At 42.3% G+C, this 26,992-nt stretch carries 18 protein-coding genes, 2 tRNA genes, 2 rRNA genes and 1 CRISPR repeat array (1 of these 23 only partly in view); of the genes, 16 read left to right on the forward strand and 6 right to left on the reverse strand.

The window, feature by feature from the left end; all coding sequences use genetic code 11:
- Positions 1 to 87 precede the first annotated feature (87 nt).
- The 6 genes from pbp1b to ACVX3R_RS00385 all read left to right on the forward strand — a co-directional run bounded on the left by pbp1b (position 88) and on the right by ACVX3R_RS00385 (position 6,753).
- Positions 88 to 2,568: a penicillin-binding protein PBP1B gene (gene pbp1b / locus ACVX3R_RS00360; RefSeq protein WP_458795069.1), complete on the forward strand. Its 2,481-nt coding sequence runs from the start codon at positions 88 to 90 to the stop codon at positions 2,566 to 2,568.
- Positions 2,569 to 2,645: 77 nt separating this feature from the next.
- Positions 2,646 to 3,557: a DMT family transporter gene (locus ACVX3R_RS00365; protein WP_458795070.1), complete on the forward strand. Its 912-nt coding sequence runs from the start codon at positions 2,646 to 2,648 to the stop codon at positions 3,555 to 3,557.
- Between the two features lie 84 nt (positions 3,558 to 3,641).
- Positions 3,642 to 4,340, forward strand: a complete 699-nt coding sequence (dapD, locus tag ACVX3R_RS00370; protein WP_000127466.1) for a 2,3,4,5-tetrahydropyridine-2,6-dicarboxylate N-acetyltransferase — start codon at positions 3,642 to 3,644, stop codon at positions 4,338 to 4,340.
- Between the two features lie 67 nt (positions 4,341 to 4,407).
- Positions 4,408 to 5,538: an N-acetyldiaminopimelate deacetylase gene (locus ACVX3R_RS00375; protein WP_458795071.1), complete on the forward strand. Its 1,131-nt coding sequence runs from the start codon at positions 4,408 to 4,410 to the stop codon at positions 5,536 to 5,538.
- Between the two features lie 11 nt (positions 5,539 to 5,549).
- Positions 5,550 to 6,089 (forward strand): 5-formyltetrahydrofolate cyclo-ligase, encoded by a 540-nt coding sequence (locus ACVX3R_RS00380; protein WP_458795072.1) that lies wholly within the window; start codon positions 5,550 to 5,552, stop codon positions 6,087 to 6,089.
- Positions 6,073 to 6,753, forward strand: coding sequence for a rhomboid family intramembrane serine protease (locus tag ACVX3R_RS00385; RefSeq protein ID WP_458795073.1), 681 nt, complete (start codon positions 6,073 to 6,075; stop codon positions 6,751 to 6,753). Before ACVX3R_RS00380 ends, ACVX3R_RS00385 begins: the two co-directional genes overlap by 17 nt.
- Positions 6,754 to 6,793: 40 nt before the next feature.
- A CRISPR array of direct repeats spans positions 6,794 to 7,886; the repeat unit is 36 nt; unit sequence GTTTTGGAACCATTCGAAACAACACAGCTCTAAAAC.
- Between the two features lie 89 nt (positions 7,887 to 7,975).
- Here ACVX3R_RS00385 and csn2 read toward each other — a convergent pair.
- The 6 genes from csn2 to ACVX3R_RS00415 form a co-directional block, all read right to left on the reverse strand.
- Positions 7,976 to 8,638 (reverse strand): type II-A CRISPR-associated protein Csn2, encoded by a 663-nt coding sequence (gene csn2, locus ACVX3R_RS00390; protein WP_458795074.1) that lies wholly within the window; start codon positions 8,636 to 8,638, stop codon positions 7,976 to 7,978.
- The gene (gene cas2, locus ACVX3R_RS00395) at positions 8,628 to 8,972 is read right to left on the reverse strand and encodes a CRISPR-associated endonuclease Cas2 (RefSeq protein ID WP_111675748.1); all 345 of its coding nucleotides are present in this window, start codon (positions 8,970 to 8,972) and stop codon (positions 8,628 to 8,630) included. Before cas2 ends, csn2 begins: the two co-directional genes overlap by 11 nt.
- Complete coding sequence (cas1, locus tag ACVX3R_RS00400; RefSeq protein ID WP_458795075.1) at positions 8,969 to 9,835, reverse strand: type II CRISPR-associated endonuclease Cas1; 867 nt, start codon at positions 9,833 to 9,835, stop codon at positions 8,969 to 8,971. The genes cas2 and cas1 overlap by 4 nt, the downstream gene beginning before the upstream one ends.
- Positions 9,835 to 13,962, reverse strand: a complete 4,128-nt coding sequence (gene cas9 / locus ACVX3R_RS00405; RefSeq protein WP_458795076.1) for a type II CRISPR RNA-guided endonuclease Cas9 — start codon at positions 13,960 to 13,962, stop codon at positions 9,835 to 9,837. The genes cas1 and cas9 overlap by 1 nt, the downstream gene beginning before the upstream one ends.
- A gap of 526 nt (positions 13,963 to 14,488) precedes the next feature.
- A complete protein-coding gene (galU, locus tag ACVX3R_RS00410; protein ID WP_458795077.1) occupies positions 14,489 to 15,388 on the reverse strand; it encodes a UTP--glucose-1-phosphate uridylyltransferase GalU in 900 nt (299 codons plus the stop codon).
- Positions 15,389 to 15,410: 22 nt separating this feature from the next.
- The gene (locus tag ACVX3R_RS00415) at positions 15,411 to 16,427 is read right to left on the reverse strand and encodes an NAD(P)H-dependent glycerol-3-phosphate dehydrogenase (RefSeq protein WP_458795078.1); all 1,017 of its coding nucleotides are present in this window, start codon (positions 16,425 to 16,427) and stop codon (positions 15,411 to 15,413) included.
- Between the two features lie 206 nt (positions 16,428 to 16,633).
- Here ACVX3R_RS00415 and ACVX3R_RS00420 point away from each other — a divergent pair, with 206 nt between their 5' ends.
- The 10 genes from ACVX3R_RS00420 to ACVX3R_RS00465 all read left to right on the forward strand — a co-directional run.
- Positions 16,634 to 18,340 (forward strand): ABC transporter ATP-binding protein, encoded by a 1,707-nt coding sequence (locus ACVX3R_RS00420; RefSeq protein ID WP_458795079.1) that lies wholly within the window; start codon positions 16,634 to 16,636, stop codon positions 18,338 to 18,340.
- Position 18,341: 1 nt separating this feature from the next.
- On the forward strand, positions 18,342 to 20,108 hold the full coding sequence (locus ACVX3R_RS00425; protein ID WP_458795080.1) for an ABC transporter ATP-binding protein: 1,767 nt from the start codon (positions 18,342 to 18,344) through the stop codon (positions 20,106 to 20,108).
- Positions 20,109 to 20,247: 139 nt separating this feature from the next.
- Positions 20,248 to 20,937 carry a gamma-glutamyl-gamma-aminobutyrate hydrolase family protein gene (locus ACVX3R_RS00430; RefSeq protein ID WP_000124760.1) on the forward strand — a complete coding sequence of 230 codons (690 nt, stop codon included), beginning with the start codon at positions 20,248 to 20,250 and terminating at the stop codon, positions 20,935 to 20,937.
- Between the two features lie 168 nt (positions 20,938 to 21,105).
- Positions 21,106 to 22,455 carry a glucose-6-phosphate isomerase gene (locus ACVX3R_RS00435; RefSeq protein WP_458795081.1) on the forward strand — a complete coding sequence of 450 codons (1,350 nt, stop codon included), beginning with the start codon at positions 21,106 to 21,108 and terminating at the stop codon, positions 22,453 to 22,455.
- A gap of 128 nt (positions 22,456 to 22,583) precedes the next feature.
- The gene (gltX, locus tag ACVX3R_RS00440) at positions 22,584 to 24,044 is read left to right on the forward strand and encodes a glutamate--tRNA ligase (RefSeq protein ID WP_125386989.1); all 1,461 of its coding nucleotides are present in this window, start codon (positions 22,584 to 22,586) and stop codon (positions 24,042 to 24,044) included.
- 13 nt (positions 24,045 to 24,057) lie between these two features.
- A complete protein-coding gene (locus tag ACVX3R_RS00445) occupies positions 24,058 to 24,492 on the forward strand; it encodes a cytidine deaminase family protein (protein ID WP_458795082.1) in 435 nt (144 codons plus the stop codon).
- 117 nt (positions 24,493 to 24,609) lie between these two features.
- Positions 24,610 to 24,681 (forward strand) — tRNA-Glu (locus ACVX3R_RS00450).
- 233 nt (positions 24,682 to 24,914) lie between these two features.
- Positions 24,915 to 26,462 (forward strand): 16S ribosomal RNA (locus tag ACVX3R_RS00455).
- 51 nt (positions 26,463 to 26,513) lie between these two features.
- Positions 26,514 to 26,586: transfer RNA gene (locus tag ACVX3R_RS00460), tRNA-Ala, on the forward strand.
- A 123-nt stretch (positions 26,587 to 26,709) separates the two neighbouring features.
- Positions 26,710 to 26,992 (forward strand): 23S ribosomal RNA (locus tag ACVX3R_RS00465); it runs 2,619 nt beyond the window's last position.
- Together the 16S and 23S rRNA genes with 2 tRNA genes alongside form the textbook arrangement of a ribosomal RNA operon.

Genomic DNA, 26,992 nt, shown 5'->3' on the forward strand with positions numbered 1-26,992 from the left:
GACAATAGCCTAGTGGAATAGGGAAGAAAGTGGCTATTTTATTGAAAGTTTCCCTTTTATGGTATAATAGAGAAAGCGAGGACATTCATGAAAGAAAGAATTAATGAATTAAAAACAAAAATGCTGCATTTTTTCCAGCAACTAACTGCTAAATGGAAGAAAAAGCAAGCAAGTAAAAAGACTGATAAGAAAGTAGCCTCTTCTGACAGAGTCAAAAGGGTGGGGACTATTTTCGCTAAGATTTTGAGTGCTCTTAAAGTGACCTTCAACACTCTTTTTATCATAGCCTTTATCGGAGGTCTTTTGGGAGCGGGTGTGGCCATGGGTTATGGGGTTGCTCTATTTGACAAGGTCCAAGTCCCTCAAGCAGAAGAGTTGGTCAAGCAAGTGAAGGATATTGCCTCTATCTCAGAAATCACTTATTCTGACGGCAGTACCATTGCTTCGATTGAGGGTGATTTGTTGCGCACTTCAGTCGCTTCAGGTGCTATTTCGGATAATCTTAAAAAGGCTATCATTGCGACAGAGGACGAGAATTTCAACGAGCACAAGGGAGTCGTGCCTAAGGCCGTTATTCGTGCGACCTTGGGAACCTTTGTCGGTCTAGGGTCGTCCAGTGGTGGTTCGACCTTGACCCAGCAGGTTATCAAGCAACAAGTGGTGGGGGACGCTCCCACTCTAGCTCGTAAGGCCAAAGAGATTATTGATGCTTTAGCTTTAGAGCGGGCTATGGGTAAGGATGAGATTTTAACAACCTACCTCAACATTGCTCCTTTTGGTCGCAATCATAAAGGCCAAAATATTGCAGGTGCCCAACAGGCCGCAGAAGGGATCTTTGGGGTTAAGGCTTCGGATTTAACGGTCCCTCAAGCAGCCTTTATCGCAGGATTGCCACAGAGCCCAATTAGTTACTCCCCTTATGAATCTGACGGTAGTATGAAGAGCGAGGAGGATTTGGCTCTGGGGATCAAACGGGCTAGAGATGTTCTCTATAATATGTACCGGACAGGGGCTCTAAGTCAGGAAGATTACGACAAGTACAAGGATTATGATTTTAAGAAAGACTTCTTACCATCTGGTAGTGTCAGTGGTACTTCGCGTGACTATCTCTACTTCGCAACCTTGGCAGAAGCTACTGATCGGATGTATGACTATCTGATTCAGAGAGATAATGTTTCTGTACAAGAGCAAAAGAATGAATCCATCCAGAAAGCTTATCGTGATTTAGCGACTAAGGAAATTGAAAATGGTGGATATAAGATTACGACAACTATCAATAAAAATGTTCATGCTGCGATGCAAAATGCGGTGGCAACCTACGGCTATCTGCTAGATGATTCGACAGGACAGCCTGAGGTGGGGAATGTCCTCATGGACAACCAAACGGGAGCTATTCTTGGGTTTGTCGGTGGTCGCAATTATCAAAAAAATCAGAATAACCATGCTATCGATACAAAACGTTCCCCTGCCTCAACTACTAAGCCGATATTGGCTTACAGTATTGCCATCGACCAAGGTTTGATGGGAAGTGCAAGTATCTTATCAAACTATCCAACCAACTTTTCAAACGGCAATCCTATCATGTATGTCAATAGTCCTGGTACAGGGATGATGACGTTAGGGGAGGCCCTTAACTACTCATGGAATATCCCAGCCTACTGGACTTATCGTACACTTCGAGAGAAGGGTGTTGATGTTAAAGGCTATATGGAAAAAATGGGTTACGAAATCCCAGAATATGGTATTGAGAGTTTACCGATGGGCGGAGGAATTGACGTTACAGTTGCTCAGCATACCAACGGATATCAGACTCTGGCCAACAACGGAGTTTACCATAAGAAATATATGATTGCGAAGATCGAGTCAACAGATGGTCGAGTGGTTTATGAACATAAAGATAAACCTGTCCAAGTTTACTCAAAAGCGACAGCGACCATCATGCAAAGTTTGCTTCGCGATGTTATTTCATCTCGGATTACCTCAAGTTTCCAGACAGACTTGGCTACCATCAATCCAAGCCTCGCTAGCGCCGACTGGATTGGAAAAACTGGTACAACCAATGAAGATGAAAATATGTGGCTTATGCTTTCTACGCCACGCTTGACCTTGGGTGGCTGGCTAGGTCACGATGACAACCGCCCGCTAGCCAAAGGGGCGGGCCACTACCGCAATGCCAACTATATGGCCCACTTGGTTAATGCTATTCAACAAGCAAAACCTGGAATTTGGGGGAATGAGCGCTTTAATCTTGACTCAAGTGTGACCAAGTCACAAGTTCTAAAGTCGACAGGGGAGAAACCGGGCAAGGTTTCAATTAATGGCAAAGAAGTTAACGTTTCCGGTTCTACCGTAACAAGTTACTGGGCTACTAAAGAAGGGGCGCCAGTAACCACCTATCGCTTTGCTATTGGAGGAAGCGATGCAGATTATCAGAATGCTTGGAAGAATATTCTAGGAAGTATTCCTGCAGTAACTTCTCCAAGCTCAAGTAGCAGTTCGGGAACAACAAGCTCGAGTGGAAATACTCAGAGTGGCTCTTCAGGACGTTCACGTCTGTTTAATCGCTAAGATAGAGTAGCAGCAAGGTTAGTAATTTCTCCTTGTTGCTACTTTTTTCTTGGTTGGTTTCGTGTTACAATAGGAGTATGAATCATTATCAGAAAAAGATTGTTAAGGGAACACTATACTCGCTACTCTCAGGCCTAATCTGGGGGATCTGTGGGATTTTAGGAGAGTATTTTTTCACTCATTATCCAGTGTCTTCTGGATGGATTACTTCTATGCGTTTACTAGTGGCGGGGAGTTTGGTTTTAGGTTTATCTGCTTTTCAGTTGCGTAGCCACTTGTTGGACATCTGGCGTGATAAAAAAAATTATCTACCTTTTTTAGCCTATGCTATTCTAGGTATTTTTTCTGTGCAGTTTTTCTTTTATCTCTGCGTTGAGTATTCCAATGCGACGACGGCAACCATTTTGCAATTTATCAGCCCAGTTTTTATCCTGTTTTACAATCGAACCATTTACCAGAAGAAGGCTTCGATTACAGCTGTTTTCTATGTTTTGATTGCCATGCTAGGTGTTTTTTTGATGGCTACAAAAGGGGATTTGTCCCAGTTGTCCATGACACCTTTGGCTCTAGTGACAGGTTTGCTCAGTGCAGTAGGGGTCATGTTTAATGTTATCCTGCCTCAGCGTTTTGCACGGCGCTACGGTTTCGTTCCGACTGTTGGTTGGGGGATGATTCTGGCAGGGCTCTTTAGTAATTTCCTTTATCCTATTTATCAGATAAGTTTTCAAGTGGATTTGGTAAGTGTGCTGATTTGTCTGACGATTGCCGTGTTTGGCACCGCTTTTGCCTTCTTCCTATCTATGAAGGCTGTGTCACTCGTTTCCCCGTTGGTTGTATCGGTGGTAAGTGCTAGCGAACCTCTTTCTTCAGCTTTATTAAGTGTTCTTTTTCTGGGATTGGTCATGGATGGTTTTTTGGCTTTAGCTATGGTGTTGATTATCGTTCCGATGATTTTCTTATCTGTAGAAGAAGCAAAACAAGCCAAGTAAAGATGCTTATTTGATAGTTGAGGCTTCAAATTTGAAGCCTTTTTTGGTAGAATAGGTATCATTATAACGAACCAGGAGGCACCTATGACTGCTACAAAAATGAACGCTCAAGAAATTATCCAATTTATCGCCAATGCTGAAAAGAAAACCAGTGTTAAAGTAACCTTTGAAGGACAACTCGCAACTGCTGTGCCTAGCTCTGTTGTCAAACTAGGAAATGTTTTATTCGGAGACTGGAAGGATGTCGCTCCGCTTCTTGAAGGTTTAGTAGAAAATCAAGATTACGTTGTCGAGCAAGATGCTCGTAATTCTGCAGTTCCTTTGCTAGACAAACGTGCTATCAATGCTCGTATCGAGCCAGGTGCTATTATCCGTGACCAGGTTGAAATTGGTGACAATGCTGTTATCATGATGGGAGCTGTTATCAATATCGGTGCTGAAATTGGTGCTGGAACCATGATTGACATGGGTGCCATCCTTGGAGGTCGTGCTATCGTTGGAAAAAACAGCCACGTTGGTGCAGGTGCAGTTTTGGCAGGTGTGATTGAGCCAGCTAGTGCTGAACCAGTCCGTGTCGGAGACAATGTTCTTATCGGTGCCAATGCAGTGGTTATCGAAGGAGTTCAAATCGGCAGTGGTTCAGTTGTCGCTGCAGGAGCTATCGTTACCCAAGATGTCCCAGAAAATGTGGTTGTAGCAGGTGTTCCGGCTCGTATCATCAAAGAGATTGATGCCCAAACCCAACAAAAAACAGCGCTTGAGGATGCGCTTCGTACCTTGTAATTGTAAAAGTAAAAAAGAGGCGGAACCCTTTTTCCAGCCTCTTTCTTCTATATAGGAGGACAGATAGATGTTAGATTTGATTCAGACTAGACGAGATTTACACCAGATTCCAGAGATTGGCTTGGAGGAATTCAAGACTCAGGCTTATTTGCTGGATGTGATTGAGAAATTGACTACGGGCAAGGATTTTGTTCAAATTCGTACTTGGCGAACAGGGATTTTGGTCTACCTGCAGGGAAGTCAGCCGGAGCGAACCATTGGTTGGCGAACAGACATTGATGGTCTGCCTATTGTCGAACAAACAGGTCTACCTTTTGCTTCTCAGCACCAAGGTCGCATGCATGCTTGTGGTCATGATTTTCATATGACGATTGCCTTGGGCTGTCTCGAACGCGCCCTTGAGGAGCAAGCAAAGAACAATCTGCTCTTCCTATTTCAGCCTGCTGAAGAAAATGAAGCTGGTGGGATGCTCATGTATGAGGATGGTGCTTTTGGAGATTGGTTGCCAGACCAATTTTATGGTCTCCATGTTCGTCCAGATCTGAAAGTCGGACAGATTGCGACCAATACACACACTCTCTTTGCAGGGACCTGTGAGGTGAAGATTCGCTTCAAAGGAAAAGGAGGACACGCAGCTTTTCCGCATGAAGCCAATGACGCCTTGGTTGCTGCTAGTTACTTTGTAACCCAGGTGCAGTCAGTTGTCAGCCGCAATGTTAATCCAATCGAGGGAGCGGTGGTGACCTTTGGTGTTTTCCAAGCTGGAACAACCAACAATGTCATTACAGACACAGCCTTTTTACACGGAACCATTCGCGCCTTGACTCAGGAAATGAGCCTCTTGGTACAAAAAAGAGTCAAGACAGTCGCAGAAGGGGTTGCAGCAGCCTTTGATATGGAAGTCGAAGTAGAACTCAAGCAAGGAGGCTACCTACCTGTGGAGAACAATCCAGCCTTGGCGCGTGAACTGATGGACTTTTTTGAAGAGAAAGACGGAATCGAGTTGATTGATATCGAGCCTGCTATGACTGGTGAGGACTTTGGTTATCTTCTTTCGAAGGTAGATGGCGTTATGTTCTGGCTAGGTATCGATAGTCCCTACGCCCTTCATCACCCTCAGATGAGTCCTAAGGAAGATGCCATAGCCATTGGGGTAGATGCAGTCTCTAGTTTCCTGAAAAAGAAGGCAGCAGAGTAGAGGAATTGTCTATGAAAGCAGAACTACGCAAGCAAGTCTTGCAAGAAATGAAGACTCTATCTCAGGAACAAAAACAGGCTATGGATCGAGCTTTAACTGAGCGATTTTTAAAGCATCCCTTTTACCAAGAAGCCAAGACCATCGCAACCTATCTCTCCTTCCCTCATGAATTTCAAACGCAGGAACTGATCGAGCAGGCGCTGAAGGACGGCAAGAAGGTCCTGATACCCAAAACCTATCCCAAGGGGCGCATGGAGTCTGTGGTCTATCATCCGCAGCAGTTGGCAAAAACTTCCTTTGGTTTACTGGAACCGCAAGGAGACTTGGAAGTGGTGGAACCGTCTCAGATTGATTTAATTCATGTTCCGGGTTTGGCTTTTACAACAGAGGGCTATCGGATCGGATATGGTGGAGGATATTATGACCGCTATCTGGAACATTTTGCTGGGCATACCATGAGTACAATCTATCCTTGTCAAGTTCAGGAGTTTAACTTTGAAAACCATGATATTCCCGTACAGGAGGTGCTAACCTATGAAGGAAATCTTTGATAAACGCTACTCTGTGACTAGTTTTTTTCTCCTAGTGACTGGCTTTGTATTTCTACTGATGCTGATTACTACGGGTATCAACTTTGATCAAGCCAAAACTCTGTTTCAGTTTGGAGCTATGTATGGACCGATCATTCGCCTGTTCCCAGAGCAGATTTGGCGCTTATTTTCGGCTATATTTGTGCATATTGGATGGGAGCATTTCATTGTCAATATGATTTCACTCTACTTTCTTGGACAACAGGTGGAGGAGATTTTCGGCTCTAAGCAGTTCTTCTTTCTCTATCTTTTATCTGGAATGATGGGTAATCTCTTTGTGTTTGCATTTACACCGAAAGTTGTCGCTGCTGGGGCATCCACTTCTCTCTATGGATTATTTGCTGCGATTATCGTTTTGCGCTATGCGACTCGCAGCCCCTATATCCAGCAGTTAGGGCAATCCTACCTGACGCTTTTCGTGATCAATATCATTGGAAGTATTGTGATTCCAGGAATCAGCCTAGCAGGGCATATTGGTGGCGCAGTAGGCGGTGCCTTTCTAGCAGTCATCTTCCCAGTTAAATGGGAGAGAAAGATGTATAGTACCAGCCAGCGAATCGGGGCAACCGTACTTTTTATCGCACTAGCCGTTTTCCTTTGCTATAAGGGAATGACCTATGTGTAAGGGGGAATAGTTAAAAAGCTACTCAAAAAATGAGTAGCTTTTTTTGGAACCATTCGAAACAACACAGCTCTAAAACTGAATATATCGAGGCTAACAAACAAAATCTGTTTTGGAACCATTCGAAACAACACAGCTCTAAAACACACGCAAGACATTTCAAGCGCTGCTATTGGTTTTGGAACCATTCGAAACAACACAGCTCTAAAACGGTCTTGTGCTGGGTAGTTTGGCACTTCCTGTTTTGGAACCATTCGAAACAACACAGCTCTAAAACGCACCCTTGCCGTCATAAATTTAGGAATAAGTTTTGGAACCATTCGAAACAACACAGCTCTAAAACTCATTGTTACTCCTTTTAAAATAGGAGGGCGGTTTTGGAACCATTCGAAACAACACAGCTCTAAAACTAGAGATATACGCACTATTAAACGTGGAGAGTTTTGGAACCATTCGAAACAACACAGCTCTAAAACCACTGTCTCCACCGAACCAAGCAAAATGATGTTTTGGAACCATTCGAAACAACACAGCTCTAAAACAACCTAACTTCTTAGAATGTTTAACGCTCAGTTTTGGAACCATTCGAAACAACACAGCTCTAAAACCGCTAAGTCCCCATTTAGCACCAAGCTCTTGTTTTGGAACCATTCGAAACAACACAGCTCTAAAACACGCAATGATACTCGTATTCTTGCGATCGTGTTTTGGAACCATTCGAAACAACACAGCTCTAAAACCATCCCATGAACTTTCAAATTTCAGTTTTCGTTTTGGAACCATTCGAAACAACACAGCTCTAAAACCCTCAGTTTCCGTTCTCAGTTCCCAGTTCTGTTTTGGAACCATTCGAAACAACACAGCTCTAAAACCTGTACTTAGGAAATATTGACTATCAAGTTGTTTTGGAACCATTCGAAACAACACAGCTCTAAAACCGGAGATAACCAGATACTGGTCTTCGATTGGTTTTGGAACCATTCGAAACAACACAGCTCTAAAACTTTTCCATCCAGTGCCAACATCCTTGTATTGTTTTGGAACCATTCGAAACAACACAGCTCTAAAACTCGTTGCTTACATTGATTTTAAAGGTTGCCGTTTTGGAACCATTCGAAACAACACAGCTCTAAAACCTCGTAGAAAATTTTTCTCACGAAATTTCGTAATCGCGCCATTCGTCTCAGCCAGACTTCAGCTCGTTAGGTTCCAATTGTTACTCTTATTATACCATATTTTCAGGGTTCAAGAAATAGTCTTGATCCATCACATACTGCGGAAAATCATAGACTTTTCGAGGTTCGACAAATAAGACTCTTAGTTGATTGAGTTGGATATACTCTATCAGATTTACTAACTCATCCTTTGATAGATAGGCGGTCGCATTGATGAAAACAAGGAGTTTCTTTTTGGAAAGATATTTAAAAACTTGAACAATTTCTAGCATCTTTTCGAAAGGTGTATCACTCAGAGTTTCAACTTTGACCCCTAGTGCATCGATCAACTCTAGAATGGTGATTTCGTCGTATTCCAAGTCCAATTCGTTTTCCAAGCACTCAAATGCCAGCAATTCTGTAATCGTAGCAACCAACTTTTCAATCATGGATTTGACTTCGGGCTTGTCATTGAGCTGATTTTCAAGATCTGCATGTATCAACTTGAGCATGGCGGGTGAGTTGAGATTGTATCCTAAGACATCCGTGATCACTAGTAACTCGGACTCTTTCAGAGCTTTTAGATTTCTATCAAACAACTTTAATTCTCTATCATCAGTGTACTGGTAGAACTGCTTGACGATAGTCGAAAAGGTAAACTGGTCTTCCAGGACTAAAAAGGTTGCATTTTCAATAGCCAATGGTTCATCCAATAATGGGAAATTAATCTTCATCTCCAGGCTCCTCTCCTAGAAAAACTAAACGTGCATCTGAGTTTGCTACGCTGGTATTTCGCTCACCATTTAAGTAAATCATGCGAGAAAACTGCTTTTCTGTAACGGTTAAGAGAGTAATGTTTCCTTTTTTAGGGTTATGAGTCTTGAGTCGTTCAATCATGGCGTTATTAGCAGAGTTGTTGAGTAAGAGCTTGCTATAGATGGAGAATTGGTGCATGATAAATCCTTCATCTATGAGGAACTTGCGAAATTTCCGATAGGCCTTGCGTTCCTCTGCGGTATCAACGGGCATATCAAACATTAATATCATACGCATATATCGATAACTCATATCCTAAACTCAGGAACTCCTTTCTCCGGTTGATTGAGAGCTTGGATGACTTTCTTAGTATAGTCACTGACGATATTGGACAGGTACATATCTTTGCCATTGTAGTGGAAGGTGTCTGAGAAAATGGTAAAAAGTTCTCGCTTGATTTTGACAAAAGAACTGCTTCGATTTTCATAGACGATTCTGTCAATAATCGGACGAAAAGGTTCCATAATATCGCTAGCTAGGTTGAATTGATTGAACTGGTTGGCATGTTTCAAACCAAACTGAGTCATGCAGCCAGACAAGACAATCTCACGCGCAAACATACTCAAAATCAAGGTGTAACCATAGTCTAAGGCAGCATTGACATCATTATCTTGTTCACGGCTAAAATCATTTCCAAACAAGGTGTTAAAATAAATCCGAGCTGCGTGCCCTTCGCGGTTACTAGGATCAAATAAATCCAACCCATGATAGAGATCGATGACGGACTGACTCTTTTCCAGAAAACCACAACTCCCTAGATAAAAAGCCTGATTGAGAATTTTTTGTGCAATGATGGTTGTCCAGATTTCCGCCTTTACATCTTCATTCCAAGCAATTTGCCGAGAGAGTTGCCGACTGGAATCGTGCCGACCGTAGTAGGGCATTAAGTATGCAGTTGGCAAGCGTTTATCATCACAAAAGATGACCAGAATATTTTCATCCACCAAACGTTTAATCAGCATGGTGGAGAGAACGATATCCGTCGTCTCCAAAAGAAGGATGTCCACCTCGGACAGGTGAATCAACTCTGTCCGAGAGGCATCTTTAAAAATCAAGTGGTTGTTCTTGTAAGAGAGCTTAGAGTGTGTATTGACAACAACGGTTCTCCATCCCATTAGTCTTCTCCTAGTTTGCTCAAGTCAATCCGAGTCTCGTAGAGACCAGTGATGGATTGGTGGATGAGGGTGGATTCTATTATTTTTTTAACCATTTTATCGCTGTCAGTGAATTGCCATCTTTTTATAGGTAATGATAACGTATCATCGAATATTATTTTTTTCTGTCCAGCATTAATATTAGTAAAAGATAAAGTGGTGATGACCCTATTCATAATATTTCTACATTCTTCAATAGTTTGGTTATTGGTTAAAATAAGCTCATCATACTGTTTTTTATTAACCAAGTCTGTTGCTAACATAAATTCTAGAAATTGATTCCAAATTGATTGTATAAGTTGTTGATTGTTTTTTAACAAGCTATCGTGCTCATTTTTATCCAAAGTGGTATATTGAGAAATCAGTTTCATTTGTTTAGTAGTGACAAAAATCTGATTTGCACGTTTCAATTCTTGATTGCTAACTATAAATCTCCTATAGGTTCCGTATTTATGTTTAAATTCCAATACAGTATACTTAACTAATTTTATTACATGTGAAACATTGTTGATTCCTAGATTTCTTAAATATAAATTAGGGTCTCTTTCAAATTCTAATTTAGTAAGCACTGGAATGCCGACCATTGTGTTTTTAATTTTATTATTTTGCTTGTATGTTACCAGAACTGAATAAGCGATTGTAGGTCTTGCATAGCCACCATATTTTTCAGGTGATAGACCAGATTTGATCGGGATTAGTTTACTTGCGTCAACTACTTTTTCCTTGGACACAATATTATTATCAAACAGACCGCCATTTTGTCCAACGGTTTGTTCTTCTGTTTTCTTCACAATATTCACCTGAGGAAAGGAAAGTACTTTTTTGATGGTTGCGAAATCTTTTTCCTTATTCCAAGCGATTTCCCCAGTATCTTTGGAGTATTCGATATTTTCTCTTTTTACGATAGTTCCGTCTGCGTAATGCACCTCTTCTTTGAAGAAGTTCAACAAGTTTGAGTAGAAGAAATATTTTTCAGTTGCTTTTTCAATGTCTTTAGGGTCTTTGGATCTTGAGATGTAGCGCTTAAGATCGTACTTTTGATAGTCACCATAGACGAATTCAGGCTCTAGTTTAGGATATTTCTTAAGGATGGCCTTAGCCACTACGGCATTTAAGTAGGCATCATGTGCATGGTGGTAGTCATTGATTTCCCGTACCTTGTATAACCTAAATTCTTTACGGAAGTTGGAAACTAGGTTGGATTTCAAAGTGATGATTTTGACGGTACGGTTCTTCTTATCCTTCTCATTCACTTCTGTATTATAGCGAGCATCTAAGATCTGAGCAACGTGTTTTGTGATTTGACGTGTTTCAACTAGTTGGCGTTTGATGAAGCCAACTTTATCTCGCTCATCTAGCCCGCCACGTTCAGCTTTGGTTAAATTATTAAATTTACGTTCTGAAATCAATTTGGAATCCAACAATTGTTGCCAAAAGGCTTTTCTTTTTTGAACGACTTCTAAACTTGGAACATTATCGGATTTCCCACGATTATCCTTTGAACTAGTCAAGACACGGTTATCAAGAGAATCATCCTTGATAAAGGCCTGTGGGATGATGTGGTCAATGTCATAGCTGCTCAGTTGGTTGATGTCGAGAGGTTTCCCAGTATACATATCCCTCCCATTTTGGAGATAGTAGAGGAAGAGACGGTCATTTTGAAGTTGAATATTATCTGTTGGATGTTCTTTTAATATATTTGAATCAAGCCCAGGTGCTAAATTTTTTAATGAATCTTCAATGCGCTTATATCTTTGTTGAGAATTCTTTTTCCCCCGGGCAGTTGTCTGATTTTCTCGTGCCATCTCAATCACAATGGACTCGGGAGCATGGCCCATAACCTTGACAAGTTCATCAACAATCTTGATACTTTGTAAAATTCCCTTTTTAATGGCAGGGCTTCCTGGGAGTTCTCGGACAACTTTCTTCACATCATCAATCTCACCAACCACTTGTGCTTTTTGGATAATTTCTTTGAAAGAAAGTCTGCCATCATGGATTAACTGCATAAAGTTACGATTGTTGTAATCGTCATCAATCAGATAATCAAGAACCGTTTTGCCAGTTTGTTTATCACAGATACCGTTAATTAGCTTAGCAGAAAGTTTCCCCCATCCAGTATAATGTCGACGAGTCAGTGCCTTGATGCCTTTTTCATCAAAGAGAGAGTCATATTGTGCAAGACGCTGCTTAATCATCTCGCGGTCTTCAAAGATAGTTAGCGTGTGGACGATGTTTTCAAGAATTGCTTCATTTTTAGCATCATCCATAAACTTCTTATCCTTGATAATTTTGAGTAAATCATGATAAGTAGAAAGACTAGCGTTAAATTGTTTTTCAATTCCTTTTAGTTCGATTCCATCGTAACCATCAACATTGTGTAGATAATGAATGATGTCTTTTTCAGTTACTTTTCTTTTCTCTTTGAATAATTGATTGACAATTTGCTTCTTCTGCCCACTATCAAGGAATTGATAGTCTCTCAATCCTTCTGCAATAAATTTCACTTTTGTTAATTCATTATAGACAGCAAATGTTTCATACAAGAGGCTGTGCTTAGGCAAAACTTTTTCCTCTGGCAGATACAAGTCATAGTTAGTCATCTTATTGATGAAGTCTTCCGCAGAGCTTGCCTTATCAACAATTTCTTCAAAATTCCAAGGTCTTATTGCTTGGTCAGAATTTCGAGTAAGCCAAGCAAAATCACGATTGCCACGAGCCAATGGGCCAACGTAGTAAGGAATACGGAAGGTCAAGATTTTTTCTATCTTTTCTTTATTGTCCTTCAGAAATGGATAATGTTCTCCTTGCCGACGGAGAATGGCATTCATTTCTTGAAGATGAATTTGATGAGGAATAGAACCATTATCAAAGGTGCGTTGTTTTCTCAAAAAATCTTCACGTTCAATTTTCTCAAGGAAATAATCTGTTCCTTCGAATTTAGAGAGAAGATTTTTGATATATTTGTAAAATGCTTCTTGTGTGGTCTTACCATCGATATATCCAGCATACCCATCTTTAGATTGGTTAGAAAAAACTTCCTCATATTTTTCTGGAAGATTGGTTTTGATGAATTGTTTTAAAACTGCCAAGTCTTTTTGGTGATTTTCATAGCGCTCAATCATAGATGCTGACAGTGGAGCCTTGGTTGAAGGATATGTGACAGTCAAAATGCCTGACAGAAGAATCGCATCATAGAGTTTTTTAGCGGCCACGAAAAGGTCTGCAAAGTCATCTCCAATTTGTCCGAGCAAGTTTTCCAAATCCTCATCATAGGTATCTTTAGAGAATTGTAGTGGAGCTTTTTCTTCTAAGTCAAAATGTTTTTTGAAATCAGCTTGATTTCCTACAATCAACTTGAGAAATTCCGAAAACAAACCAGTGGACTTTTCATCAAGAAAGAGTTTTAGAACGCGTTCTCTCTTTGCAGATTTACTAATTTTATCGGTAAAAATTGCTTCTACTTGTGCGTTTTGCCCACTAAGTGAACTTCCTTCAAAGGTGTTGTCGTAAATGCTTATAAACTCGTTAAAGATTTTTTGAATATCATTATTTTTTATATCGAAAGCTTCTTCATATAAAAAATGCCCACGGTATTTAATCATATGAGCTAATGCTAGATAGATCAAGCGCAAGTCAGCTTTTTCTTTCGAATCAGCCAGTTGCTTTCTCAAATGATAGATAGTTGGAAATTGCTTATGGTATTCTTTTTCTTCTGTCAAGGTAGCAAAAATAGGGTATTTACTTTCTCTCTTCTCCTCAGGAATTAAAAAGGAGTCATCCAATCGATGAAAGAAACTACTATCTGACTTGTTCATTTCCTCGGCGAAGATTTCTTGAAGATAACGAAGACGATTTTTTCGACGAGTATAGCGACGACGTGCAGTTCGTTTAAGGCGTCTAGCCTCAGCAGTAGTTCCCTCATCAAACAACAGAGCCCCGATGAGATTTTTCTTGATAAATCGTTTATCAGTATTGCCCAGAACTTTCATCTTTTTCGATGGGACTTTATAATCGTCAGTGATAACGCTCCATCCGACGCTGTTTGTCCCGATATCGAGTCCGATAGAGTATGGTTTATTGCTCATTTAGTCTTCTCCTTTGAGTTATACTCTTTAAGTTCTTATTAGTGAACGCTAATATATTAACTTTAACTAAATTATATATCTTTTGACTATTAAAATCAAGAAATTGTAAAACGTTTTCATTGTGTAAATTTTTAAATCGTTATAAAATGAAATGTTATTCTATTTCATATAGATTCCTTCTTGCAATTTTTTAAAGAATAGTATACAATACAATTGTTGGAACTATTCGAAACAACACAGCAAGTTAAAATAAGGCTTTGTCCGTACACAACTTGAAAAAGTGCGCACCGATTCGGTGCTTTTTATTTTATTATACTAACTCATTGTACTCCTATTTTTATAAAAAAACAAATAATATCGTAGCGCTTTCATAAAATTCGAATTCAATTCGATGGAGCTTTTAAGTGGATTAACTGAGAAATACGATTTCCTTTTGTTGGTTTATATGTTCGGGATGATAGCAATACAAAATAAAAAGAACTGGGATAATTAACTATCCTAGTTCTTTTTTATATGAACTGTTCTTCTATTCCCCCTCAGCTAACTCTTTTCCGAGTTGAATGAGGTAGTCTTTCAACTCGTCTTTGACTTGTGGGTGTTTGAGAGCGTAGTCGATGGATGTTTTCATAAAGCCAAACTTATCTCCGACATCGTAACGAGCCCCTTTGAACTCACGAGCAAATACACGTTGTGTTTTATTGAGAGTATCGATTGCATCTGTCAGCTGAATTTCATTTCCCGCACCTGGAGCTTGGTTTTCGAGGATTTGGAAAATTTCAGGAGTGAGGAGGTAGCGCCCAATGATAGCAAGGTCGCTAGGAGCATCCTCTGGAGTTGGTTTTTCAACGAAGGTTTCAACGCTGTAAAGACCGTCTTTTCCTTCACCTTGCGGAGCAATAACCCCATAAGCAGATACTTCGTCATGAGGGACAGGCATAACAGCGATAGTAGACGCGTGGGTACGCTCGTAGTCATCCATGAGTTGTTTGGTAAGTGGAATAGCCTTTTCGTCTGTGATATCCATCAAGTCATCACCAAGCATCACGACAAAGGGTTCATTTCCAACGAAAGCTTTGGCTTGCAAAACAGCATCTCCGAGACCACGTGGATGCGTTTGGCGGATAAAATGCAAGCGCATGCCGGTTGTCTCATCAACCAGCTTCAAAAGATCTGTTTTCCCTTTTTCTTTGAGGTTGTATTCCAATTCGAAGTTTGAGTCGAAGTGGTCCTCGATAGAACGTTTTGACTTACCCGTAACAACCAAAATGTCTTCGATACCAGATTTGAGGGCTTCTTCAACGATAAACTGGATAGTTGGCTTGTCTACGATTGGCAACATTTCCTTGGCCAAGGCCTTAGTTGCTGGGAGGAAACGAGTTCCCAATCCAGCGGCAGGGATGACTGCTTTTCTGACTTTTTGTTTCATAAATGTTCCTTTCTATAAAGGTCTATGACCATTCGTTTTCTGCTTTAAATTCATTGCTCATGATGTCAGTGATTGCTTCTTTGATATTGACACCTTCATAGATAACTCGGTAAATAGCCTGTGTGATTGGCATATAGACACCCAATTCCTGAGCCAGTTCGTAAGCTGCTCGAGTCGTTGAAATGCCTTCGATGACCATGCCCATATTAGCCTCAATATCTGCGAGAGATTCTCCGCGGCCAAGAGCATTACCGGCCCTCCAGTTACGAGAGTGGATAGATGTTCCTGTTACAATCAAATCACCAACTCCAGAAAGACCACTATAAGTTAGAGGATTAGCTCCAAGAGCGACACCTAGACGGGTGATTTCAGCTAAGCCACGGGCAATGATAGCCGCCTTGGCATTGTCGCCAAACCCTAGACCATGTAGTGCGCCAGCACCAACTGCGATGATATTTTTAAGAGCACCGGCGGTTTCAACCCCAATAACATCCGTATTGGTATAGAGGCGGAAGTAGTGGTTGCTAAAGAGATTTTGAACGTACTGAGCAGTTTCGAGGTCTTTAGAGGCTGCAGTGATCAGGGTAATATCCCGTACAATAGTTTCCTCAGCATGGCTCGGTCCTGAAACAACGACGATATCACTGCGAAGGTCAGCTGGAATTTCCTCTTCAAGAATAGTTGATAGACGTTTGTGGCTATCTGGTTCCAATCCTTTGGAGGCATGCATGATGACAACCTTGTGATCGAGTACCTTTGCTACTTGTTGGGCAACCAGTCTCGTTACTTTTGTTGGGACCACAAATAAAACAGCATCCACATCCCTTAGTGTTTCTTCCAAGTCATGATAGGCTTTGATCTTTTCGTCGAGTAGGATATCTTTGAAGTATCGTTTATTTGTATGCTGGTTATTGATTTCATCGATTTGGTCAGAAATATTTCCCCAAATTCGAACCTCGTGTCCATTGTCGTTTAGGACCTGCGAAAGGGCAGTCCCCCAAGAACCAGGACCCAAGACAGCGATGGTTTGTTTCTTCATTTTTTCCTCCTTGTAAGAGTTCTTCCTTTCATTCTACCATAAAAAGCCTTTTCATGCATCACCTGTATATGAAAGCGCACTAATTTATAATAAGGAGACTTCTTTGACAAGATTTCTCTTTTTTGCTAGAATAGCATCAATATGACCGAATGAGAAGGAGCTGACGCAGGATGTCGCTCCCTTTATCTATTTTATTAGGAGGAAATATGCTCATTAAAAAAATAAAAACCTATAAATGGCAGGCCTTGGCATCCCTAGTGATGACAGGCTTGATGGTTGCGAGTTCACTCTTGCAACCGCGCTATTTGCAAGAGGTGTTAGAGGCTTTGTTGGCCAGTCAACATGAGGCCATTTATAGTATTGGCGCTTGGCTGATAGGAGTAGCCCTAGTAGGTCTGGTTGCAGGTGGGGTCAATGTAACGCTTGCAGCCTATATTGCTCAAGGAGTGTCTTCGGACCTTCGGGAAGACGCCTTTCGCAAGATCCAGACTTTTTCTTATGCCAATATCGAGCAATTCAATGCCGGCAACCTTGTCGTCCGTATGACCAATGATATCAACCAAATTCAGAACGTGGTGATGATGGCTTTTCAAATTCTTTTCCGTCTTCCTCTTCTCTTTATCGGTTCCTTTATCTTGGCGGTTCACACTCTTCCGTCGCTTTGGTGGGTGATTGTCCTCATGGTGCTCCTAATCTTTGCACTCACAGCCATCATGATGGGGATGATGGGGCCGCGATTTGCTAAGTTTCAAACCCTTCTTGAACGGATCAATGCTATCGCTAAGGAAAATCTACGTGGTGTGCGCGTGGTCAAATCCTTTGTACAAGAAAAAGCACAATTTGACAAATTTACCGAGGTTTCTGATGAACTTCTCGGCCAAAATCTTTATATTGGTTATGCCTTCTCAGTTATAGAACCCGTTATGATGCTAGTTGGATATGGGGCAGTCTTCCTCTCTATCTGGTTGGTGGCTGGAATGGCTCAGTCAGATCCATCTGTTGTGGGCTCGATTGCTTCCTTTGTCAACTATCTCAGCCAGATTATCTTTACTATCATCATGGTTGGTTTTTTAGGAAATTCTGTCAGTCGTGCCATGATTTCCTTGCGTCGTATCCGCGAAATTCTAGATACCGAGCCAGCGATGACCTTTAAAGATCTCCCAGATGAAGAGTTAGAAGGAAGTCTCTCTTTTGAAAATGTGACCTTCACCTATCCCAATGACGATGAGCCTATGCTGAAGAATGTAACCTTTGAAATTGCGCCTGGTCAGATGGTCGGTGTGGTTGGGGCTACTGGAGCAGGGAAGTCCACCCTAGCTCAGTTAATTCCACGACTTTTTGATCCACAGGAGGGATCTATCAAGATTGGTGGCAAGGACATTCGAGACGTCAGCGAGGGAACCTTGCGTAAAACAGTTTCCATCGTCTTGCAACGTGCTGTTCTCTTTAGCGGGACCATTGCAGATAATCTCCGTCAAGGGAAAGGCAATGCTAGCGTGTCAGAAATGGAACGTGCAGCACGGATTGCCCAAGCCAGTGAATTTATCGGACGTATGGAAAACAAATTTGAGAGTCAGGTCGAAGAACGTGGCACCAACTTTTCTGGTGGACAAAAGCAACGGATGTCCATTGCCCGTGGGATTGTCAGCAATCCCCGGATCCTGATTTTTGACGATTCGACTTCAGCCCTAGATGCCAAGTCAGAAAGACTCGTACAGGAAGCTTTGAATAAAGACCTGAAAGGGACGACAACCATTATCATCGCTCAAAAGATCAGTTCAGTTGTCCATGCAGACAAGATTTTGGTCTTGGATCAAGGGCGCTTGATTGGAGAAGGACGGCATGCAGACTTGGTAGCTAACAATGCCATCTACCGCGAAATCTACGAAACACAAAAGGGAAAGGAGGAATAAAATGAAAACCGTTCGATTTTTCTGGAATTATTTTAAAGTTTACAAGTTCTCCTTTGCCATTGTGATTCTGATGGTTGCAGTTGCGACGATTGCCCAAGCCCTCTTTCCAGTTTTTTCAGGTCAAGCAGTGACGGAGCTCGCTAACCTAGTTCTGGCTTATCAAAATGGAACTGCCGAACTAGCCTGGCAGAGTTTATCAGCTCTGATGCTGAATCTAGCTCTGGTTGTCCTCGCCTTAGTGGTATCCAGTTTGATTTACATGACCTTGATGACCCGTGTGATTGCTGAGTCAACAAATGAGATGCGTAAGGGCCTCTTTGGCAAACTTTCTCGTTTAACGGTTTCTTTCTTTGACCGCCATCAGGATGGCGATATCCTTTCTCGCTTCACGAGTGACTTGGACAACATCCTTCAAGCCTTCAATGAAAGCCTAGTTCAGGTTATGAGCAATATTGCTCTTTACATCGGTTTGATTTTTGTCATGTTTTCAAGAAATGTGACGCTAGCCCTGATAACAGTAGCCAGCACCCCGGTGGCCTTTCTCATGTTGGTCTTCATCGTGAAAATGGCCCGCAAGTACACTAATCTCCAGCAAAAAGAGGTTGGGAAACTCAACGCCTACATGGACGAGAGTATTTCTGGACAGAAAGCTGTTATCGTACAAGGAATTCAAGACGACATCGTAGCAGGCTTTGTGGAGCAAAATGAGCGCGTGCGCAAGGCAACCTTTAAAGGGAGAATGTTCTCAGGCATCCTCTTTCCTGTTATGAATGGGATGAGCTTGGTCAATACGGCCATCGTCATTTTTGCAGGTTCGGCTGTCTTGCTGAAGGATCCAAGTATCGAAACAACGACAGCCCTAGGTTTGATTGTCATGTTTACCCAATTTTCTCAGCAGTACTACCAGCCGATTATCCAGGTGGCTGCTAGCTGGGGTAGCCTCCAGTTGGCCTTTACTGGGGCGGATCGTATCCAAGAAATGTTCGATGCAGAAGAAGAGATTCGCCCGCAAAATGCGCCTGCCTTTACGGAATTGCGAGAAAGTGTTGAAATCAGTCATATTGATTTCTCTTATGTGCCAGACAAGCCGATTTTAAAAGATGTTAGCATTTCAGCTCCTAAGGGGCAGATGATAGCAGTTGTCGGTCCGACTGGTTCAGGGAAAACGACCATCATGAATCTCATCAATCGTTTCTACGATGTGGATGCAGGCAGCATTTCTTTTGATGGCAAAGACATTCGTGACTATGACTTGGACAGCCTGCGGAGCAAGGTCGGGATTGTCCTGCAGGATTCGGTCTTGTTTAGTGGAACAATCCGAGATAATATCCGCTTTGGTGTGCCAGATGCCAGTCAGGAAATGGTCGAAGCAGCTGCCAAGGCAACTCATATTCATGACTACATCGAAAGCTTGCCTGATAAGTATGATACCCTTATTGATGATGAGCAAAATATCTTCTCGACTGGGCAGAAACAATTGATTTCCATCGCTCGGACCTTGATGACAGATCCTCAAGTCCTAATCTTAGATGAAGCGACTTCCAATGTGGATACCGTAACAGAAAGCAAGATTCAACATGCCATGGAGGCAGTTGCAGCAGGTCGAACCAGTTTTGTCATTGCCCATCGTCTCAAGACCATCCTCAATGCCGATCAGATTATTGTCCTCAAAGATGGAGAGGTTATTGAACGTGGAAATCATCACGAGTTGCTCAAACTTAGCGGTTTCTACTCAGAACTGTATCACAATCAATTTGTCTTCGAATAAAAAAGAAGTTGTCCTCGTTGGGCAGCTTTTTCTTATCCATAAAAAATACTTATCACGGTCTTTAAAAAAACATATTAGACAGGAAAGGGTTGGAGTGATAAGATAAGACTGTCGCAAGAAAATCGAAAGGAGACACATCATGGCTAGAACGGTTGTAGGAGTTGCTGCGAATCTATGTCCTGTAGATGCAGAAGGAAAAAACATTCACTCATCTGTATCCTGTAAATTTGCAGAGAGCATTCGTCAAGTCGGTGGTCTCCCTTTGGTGATTCCTGTGGGAGATGAGTCCATTGTGCGCGATTATGTGGAAATGATTGACAAACTCATCTTGACAGGTGGGCAAAATGTCCATCCCCAATTTTATGGAGAGAAAAAGACTATTGAGAGCGATGATTACAACCTTGTACGCGATGAGTTTGAACTAGCTCTCTTGAAGGAAGCGCTCCGTCAGAATAAACCAATTATGGCAATCTGTCGTGGGGTTCAGCTGGTCAATGTTGCTTTTGGCGGCACTCTCCACCAAGAAATTGAAGGCCACTGGCAAGGCTTGCCTTTTGGAACATCTCATTCTATTGAGACGGTAGAAGGGAGTGTGGTGGCTAAGTTGTTTGGAAGAGAAAGTCAGGTCAACTCAGTCCATCGTCAAAGTATCAAAGATCTGGCACCTAATTTCCGTGTGACTGCTATTGATCCAAGAGATCAGACCATCGAAGCGATTGAGTCTATCGATGAGCATCGCATTATCGGTTTACAGTGGCACCCAGAGTTTCTGGTCAATGAAGAAGACGGCAATTTAGAACTATTTGAGTATTTATTAAATGAATTGTAACGGTTAGAGACTCTAGCTGTTTTTATTCGTCCTTTCAGATTTTTTGTATTTTAGCATTTTTACGCAAACGTTTGAATTCTGATAAAAATTGGGCAAATTCAATAAAAAAGCTTGAAAAAATCGAAGGTAAGCGTTATGATAGAAAAGAAGAAATATTGGAGGAATATCATGTCACATATTAAATTTGACTATTCAAAAGTTTTGGACAAATTTGTTGCCCCACATGAAGTGGAATACATGCAATCACAAGTAACAGCAGCAGACGAATTGATCCGTAAAGGAACTGGTGCTGGTAGCGACTTTTTGGGTTGGTTAGACCTTCCTGAAAATTATGACCGTGAAGAATTCGACCGCATCTTGAAAGCTGCTGAGCAAATCAAGTCAGACAGCGATGTCTTGGTTGTAATCGGTATCGGTGGATCTTACCTTGGTGCCAAAGCAGCTATTGACTTCTTGAACCACCACTTTGCTAACTTGCAAACAAAAGAAGAACGTAAAGCTCCACAAATCCTTTACGCTGGGAACTCAATCTCATCTACTTACCTTGCTGACTTGGTAGAGTACGTAGCTGACAAAGACTTCTCAGTAAACGTGATTTCTAAATCAGGTACAACAACTGAGCCAGCTATCGCTTTCCGCGTCTTCAAAGAACTCTTGGTTAAGAAATACGGTCAAGAAGAAGCTAACAAACGTATCTACGCTACAACTGACCGCCAAAAAGGTGCTGTTAAGGTTGAAGCAGATGCCAACGGTTGGGAAACATTTGTGGTTCCAGATGATATCGGTGGACGCTTCTCAGTATTGACAGCAGTTGGATTGCTTCCAATCGCAGCATCAGGTGCAGACATCAAAGCTCTTATGGAAGGTGCTAACGCAGCTCGTAAAGACTACACTTCAAACAAACTTTCAGAAAACGAAGCATACCAATACGCAGCCGTTCGTAACATCCTTTACCGTAAAGGCTACGCTACTGAAATCTTGGTAAACTACGAACCATCACTTCAATACTTCTCAGAATGGTGGAAACAATTGGCTGGTGAATCAGAAGGGAAAGACCAAAAAGGTATCTACCCAACTTCAGCTAACTTCTCAACTGACTTGCACTCACTTGGTCAATTTATCCAAGAAGGAACTCGTATCATGTTTGAAACAGTTGTTCGTGTTGACAAACCTCGTAAAAACGTGATTATTCCTACTTTGGAAGAAGACCTTGACGGACTTGGTTACCTTCAAGGAAAAGACGTTGACTTTGTAAACAAAAAAGCGACTGACGGTGTTCTTCTTGCCCACACAGATGGTGATGTACCAAACATGTACGTGACTCTTCCAGAGCAAGACGCTTTCACTCTTGGTTATACAATCTACTTCTTCGAATTGGCTATCGCCCTTTCTGGTTACTTGAATGCTATCAACCCATTCGACCAACCAGGTGTTGAAGCTTATAAACGTAACATGTTTGCCCTTCTTGGAAAACCAGGATTTGAAGAACTGAGCAAAGAACTTAACGCACGTCTATAGATAGAAGAAAAGAGTGGTTTGCCCACTCTTTTTACTCTCTTTATTCATAGAAATTGGACTCAGCCAAGACTTGTGATATAATATAGAGAGCAAAAAGGCAGATGCCTAGAGACTTTATAGGAGAAACTATGTCAAAAGATATCCGCGTACGTTACGCACCAAGTCCAACAGGACTACTACACATCGGGAATGCCCGTACAGCATTGTTTAACTACTTGTATGCACGCCATCATGGTGGAACATTTATCATTCGTATCGAAGATACTGACCGTAAACGCCATGTCGAAGATGGGGAACGCTCACAGCTTGAAAACCTTCGCTGGTTAGGCATGGATTGGGATGAAAGCCCAGAAACACATGAAAACTACCGCCAGTCTGAGCGTTTGGACTTGTATCAAAAATACATTGACCAACTATTAGCTGAAGGAAAAGCCTACAAATCTTACGTTACAGAAGAAGAGCTGGCAGCTGAACGCGAACGCCAAGAAGCAGCTGGTGAAACACCTCGTTATATCAACGAATACCTTGGTATGAGTGAAGAGGAAAAAGCGGCTTATATCGCAGAACGTGAAGCTGCTGGTATCATACCAACAGTTCGCTTGGCGGTCAATGAGTCAGGTATCTACAAGTGGCATGATATGGTCAAAGGTGATATCGAATTTGAAGGTGGCAATATCGGTGGTGACTGGGTTATCCAAAAGAAAGATGGTTACCCAACATACAACTTTGCCGTTGTCATCGATGACCATGATATGCAAATTTCTCACGTAATCCGTGGAGACGACCACATTGCTAATACACCAAAACAGCTCATGGTTTATGAAGCACTTGGTTGGGAAGCTCCAGAGTTTGGTCACATGACTTTGATTATCAACTCTGAAACTGGGAAAAAATTGTCTAAACGTGATACCAACACCCTTCAATTTATCGAAGACTACCGTAAAAAAGGTTATTTACCAGAAGCAGTCTTTAACTTTATTGCTCTTCTTGGTTGGAACCCAGGTGGCGAAGATGAAATCTTCTCTCGTGAAGAACTCATTAAACTTTTCGATGAAAACCGCCTCAGCAAGTCTCCAGCAGCCTTTGATCAGAAGAAACTCGACTGGATGAGCAATGATTATATCAAGAATGCAGACCTAGAAACTATCTTTGAAATGGCAAAACCATTCTTAGAGGAAGTAGGCCGTTTAACTGATAAGGCTGAAAAATTAGTTGAGCTCTATAAACCACAAATGAAATCAGTAGATGAGATTATCCCATTGACAGATCTCTTCTTCTCAGATTTCCCAGAATTGACAGAAGCAGAACGCGAAGTAATGGCGGGGGAAACAGTCCCAACAGTTCTTGAAGCCTTCAAGGCAAAACTTGAAGCGATGACAGATGATGAATTTGTAACAGAAAATATCTTCCCACAAATCAAAGCTGTTCAAAAAGAAACAGGTATCAAAGGGAAAAATCTCTTCATGCCTATTCGTATCGCTGTTTCAGGTGAAATGCATGGACCAGAATTGCCAGATACGATCTTCTTGTTAGGCCGTGAAAAATCAATTCAGCATATTGAAAATATGTTAAAAGAAATCTCTAGATAAGAAGGATGTAACAATGGACATCTGGGAAAAGATGTACGAAGAAGCACAGAAACTATACAATCCACATGAAGTGTCAGACTTTGTCTATGCCAATCATGTCGTTGCTGCGGTAGAAGCAGAAGATGGTCAGATCTTCACAGGATTCTGTATGGAGGGCACTTGTGGCGTTTTTCATCTTTGTGCAGAACGAGCGGCTCTCTTCAATATGTATCAATTTTCAGGACAAACTAAAGTTAAGAAAATCCTCGCCTTTCGAGATAAACCTCCCTACGGCGAAGGATCAGGTATGCCCTGTGGCGCATGCAGAGAATTTCTCTTAGAATTGAATGCCGAAAATAAAGAAGCAGAGTTCATGATGGACTACAAAACAAGAAAAACAATCAAAGTTGCCGAGTTGATCCCATACTGGTGGGGAGAGGAACGTGCGACTAATTGGCAAGATAAATAGAAGGAGTCAGTTTAACTGGCTCTTTTCCCTAATCTTTTCAGAATTTCGATAAAGAGGAAAAAAAGATCTTGACAAAGTAGGAAAAGTAGGTATAATAGAAAGAGTTGAAAAGCTCAAGGTCCGTTGGTCAAGGGGTTAAGACACCGCCTTTTCACGGCGGTAACACGGGTTCGAATCCCGTACGGACTATGAGTGTATCACAGGTGAGAAAAAAAGTAAAAAAAGTTTCAAAAAAGTGTTGACATAGGTCAGCAGCTGTGATATACTAATATAGTTGTCGCTTGAGAGAGATTGAGTGACAAAGACCTTTGAAAACTGAACAAGACGAACCAATGTGCAGGGCACTATAACTAAGGTTATAGTACTGAACAATGAAAAAACAATAAATCTGTCAGTGACAGAAATGAGTGAGAACTCAAACTTTTAACGAGAGTTTGATCCTGGCTCAGGACGAACGCTGGCGGCGTGCCTAATACATGCAAGTAGAACGCTGAAGAGAGGAGCTTGCTCTTCTTGGATGAGTTGCGAACGGGTGAGTAACGCGTAGGTAACCTGCCTGGTAGCGGGGGATAACTATTGGAAACGATAGCTAATACCGCATAAAATGGATTATCGCATGATAATCCATTGAAAGGTGCAAATGCATCACTACCAGATGGACCTGCGTTGTATTAGCTAGTTGGTGGGGTAACGGCTCACCAAGGCGACGATACATAGCCGACCTGAGAGGGTGATCGGCCACACTGGGACTGAGACACGGCCCAGACTCCTACGGGAGGCAGCAGTAGGGAATCTTCGGCAATGGACGGAAGTCTGACCGAGCAACGCCGCGTGAGTGAAGAAGGTTTTCGGATCGTAAAGCTCTGTTGTAAGAGAAGAACGAGTGTGAGAGTGGAAAGTTCACACTGTGACGGTATCTTACCAGAAAGGGACGGCTAACTACGTGCCAGCAGCCGCGGTAATACGTAGGTCCCGAGCGTTGTCCGGATTTATTGGGCGTAAAGCGAGCGCAGGCGGTTAGATAAGTCTGAAGTTAAAGGCTGTGGCTTAACCATAGTACGCTTTGGAAACTGTTTAACTTGAGTGCAAGAGGGGAGAGTGGAATTCCATGTGTAGCGGTGAAATGCGTAGATATATGGAGGAACACCGGTGGCGAAAGCGGCTCTCTGGCTTGTAACTGACGCTGAGGCTCGAAAGCGTGGGGAGCAAACAGGATTAGATACCCTGGTAGTCCACGCCGTAAACGATGAGTGCTAGGTGTTAGACCCTTTCCGGGGTTTAGTGCCGCAGCTAACGCATTAAGCACTCCGCCTGGGGAGTACGACCGCAAGGTTGAAACTCAAAGGAATTGACGGGGGCCCGCACAAGCGGTGGAGCATGTGGTTTAATTCGAAGCAACGCGAAGAACCTTACCAGGTCTTGACATCCCTCTGACCGCTCTAGAGATAGAGTTTTCCTTCGGGACAGAGGTGACAGGTGGTGCATGGTTGTCGTCAGCTCGTGTCGTGAGATGTTGGGTTAAGTCCCGCAACGAGCGCAACCCCTATTGTTAGTTGCCATCATTTAGTTGGGCACTCTAGCGAGACTGCCGGTAATAAACCGGAGGAAGGTGGGGATGACGTCAAATCATCATGCCCCTTATGACCTGGGCTACACACGTGCTACAATGGCTGGTACAACGAGTCGCAAGCCGGTGACGGCAAGCTAATCTCTTAAAGCCAGTCTCAGTTCGGATTGTAGGCTGCAACTCGCCTACATGAAGTCGGAATCGCTAGTAATCGCGGATCAGCACGCCGCGGTGAATACGTTCCCGGGCCTTGTACACACCGCCCGTCACACCACGAGAGTTTGTAACACCCGAAGTCGGTGAGGTAACCATTTGGAGCCAGCCGCCTAAGGTGGGATAGATGATTGGGGTGAAGTCGTAACAAGGTAGCCGTATCGGAAGGTGCGGCTGGATCACCTCCTTTCTAAGGATAAGGAACTGCGCATTGGTCTTGTTTAGTCTTGAGAGGTCTTGTGGGGCCTTAGCTCAGCTGGGAGAGCGCCTGCTTTGCACGCAGGAGGTCAGCGGTTCGATCCCGCTAGGCTCCATTGGTGAGAGATCACCAAGTAATGCACATTGAAAATTGAATATCTATATCAAATAGTAACAAGAAAATAAACCGAAACGCTGTAGTATTAATAAGAGTTACTGACTGAAAGGTCAGAAAATAAGGTTAAGTTAATAAGGGCGCACGGTGGATGCCTTGGCACTAGGAGCCGAAGAAGGACGTGACAAACGACGATATGCCTTGGGTAGCTGTAAGTAAGCGATGATCCAGGGATTTCCGAATGGGGGAACCCAACAGGTACTACCTGTTACCCACATCTGTTAAGGATGTGAGGAGGAAGACGCAGTGAACTGAAACATCTAAGTAGCTGCAGGAAGAGAAAGCAAAAGCGATTGCCTTAGTAGCGGCGAGCGAAACGGCAGGAGGGCAAACCGAAGAGTTTACTC

The organism is Streptococcus sp. 517s (assembly GCF_054445985.1).

What these genes read in the sequence shown, in the direction of transcription:
- pbp1b (WP_458795069.1), top strand. Translation starts at nt 88, where the DNA reads ATGAAAGAAAGAATTAATGAATTAAAAACAAAAATGCTGCATTTTTTC.
- ACVX3R_RS00365 (WP_458795070.1), top strand. Translation starts at nt 2,646, where the DNA reads ATGAATCATTATCAGAAAAAGATTGTTAAGGGAACACTATACTCGCTA.
- dapD (WP_000127466.1), top strand. Translation starts at nt 3,642, where the DNA reads ATGACTGCTACAAAAATGAACGCTCAAGAAATTATCCAATTTATCGCC.
- ACVX3R_RS00375 (WP_458795071.1), top strand. Translation starts at nt 4,408, where the DNA reads ATGTTAGATTTGATTCAGACTAGACGAGATTTACACCAGATTCCAGAG.
- ACVX3R_RS00380 (WP_458795072.1), top strand. Translation starts at nt 5,550, where the DNA reads ATGAAAGCAGAACTACGCAAGCAAGTCTTGCAAGAAATGAAGACTCTA.
- ACVX3R_RS00385 (WP_458795073.1), top strand. Translation starts at nt 6,073, where the DNA reads ATGAAGGAAATCTTTGATAAACGCTACTCTGTGACTAGTTTTTTTCTC.
- csn2 (WP_458795074.1), bottom strand. Translation starts at nt 8,638, where the DNA reads ATGAAGATTAATTTCCCATTATTGGATGAACCATTGGCTATTGAAAAT.
- cas2 (WP_111675748.1), bottom strand. Translation starts at nt 8,972, where the DNA reads ATGAGTTATCGATATATGCGTATGATATTAATGTTTGATATGCCCGTT.
- cas1 (WP_458795075.1), bottom strand. Translation starts at nt 9,835, where the DNA reads ATGGGATGGAGAACCGTTGTTGTCAATACACACTCTAAGCTCTCTTAC.
- cas9 (WP_458795076.1), bottom strand. Translation starts at nt 13,962, where the DNA reads ATGAGCAATAAACCATACTCTATCGGACTCGATATCGGGACAAACAGC.
- galU (WP_458795077.1), bottom strand. Translation starts at nt 15,388, where the DNA reads ATGAAACAAAAAGTCAGAAAAGCAGTCATCCCTGCCGCTGGATTGGGA.
- ACVX3R_RS00415 (WP_458795078.1), bottom strand. Translation starts at nt 16,427, where the DNA reads ATGAAGAAACAAACCATCGCTGTCTTGGGTCCTGGTTCTTGGGGGACT.
- ACVX3R_RS00420 (WP_458795079.1), top strand. Translation starts at nt 16,634, where the DNA reads ATGCTCATTAAAAAAATAAAAACCTATAAATGGCAGGCCTTGGCATCC.
- ACVX3R_RS00425 (WP_458795080.1), top strand. Translation starts at nt 18,342, where the DNA reads ATGAAAACCGTTCGATTTTTCTGGAATTATTTTAAAGTTTACAAGTTC.
- ACVX3R_RS00430 (WP_000124760.1), top strand. Translation starts at nt 20,248, where the DNA reads ATGGCTAGAACGGTTGTAGGAGTTGCTGCGAATCTATGTCCTGTAGAT.
- ACVX3R_RS00435 (WP_458795081.1), top strand. Translation starts at nt 21,106, where the DNA reads ATGTCACATATTAAATTTGACTATTCAAAAGTTTTGGACAAATTTGTT.
- gltX (WP_125386989.1), top strand. Translation starts at nt 22,584, where the DNA reads ATGTCAAAAGATATCCGCGTACGTTACGCACCAAGTCCAACAGGACTA.
- ACVX3R_RS00445 (WP_458795082.1), top strand. Translation starts at nt 24,058, where the DNA reads ATGGACATCTGGGAAAAGATGTACGAAGAAGCACAGAAACTATACAAT.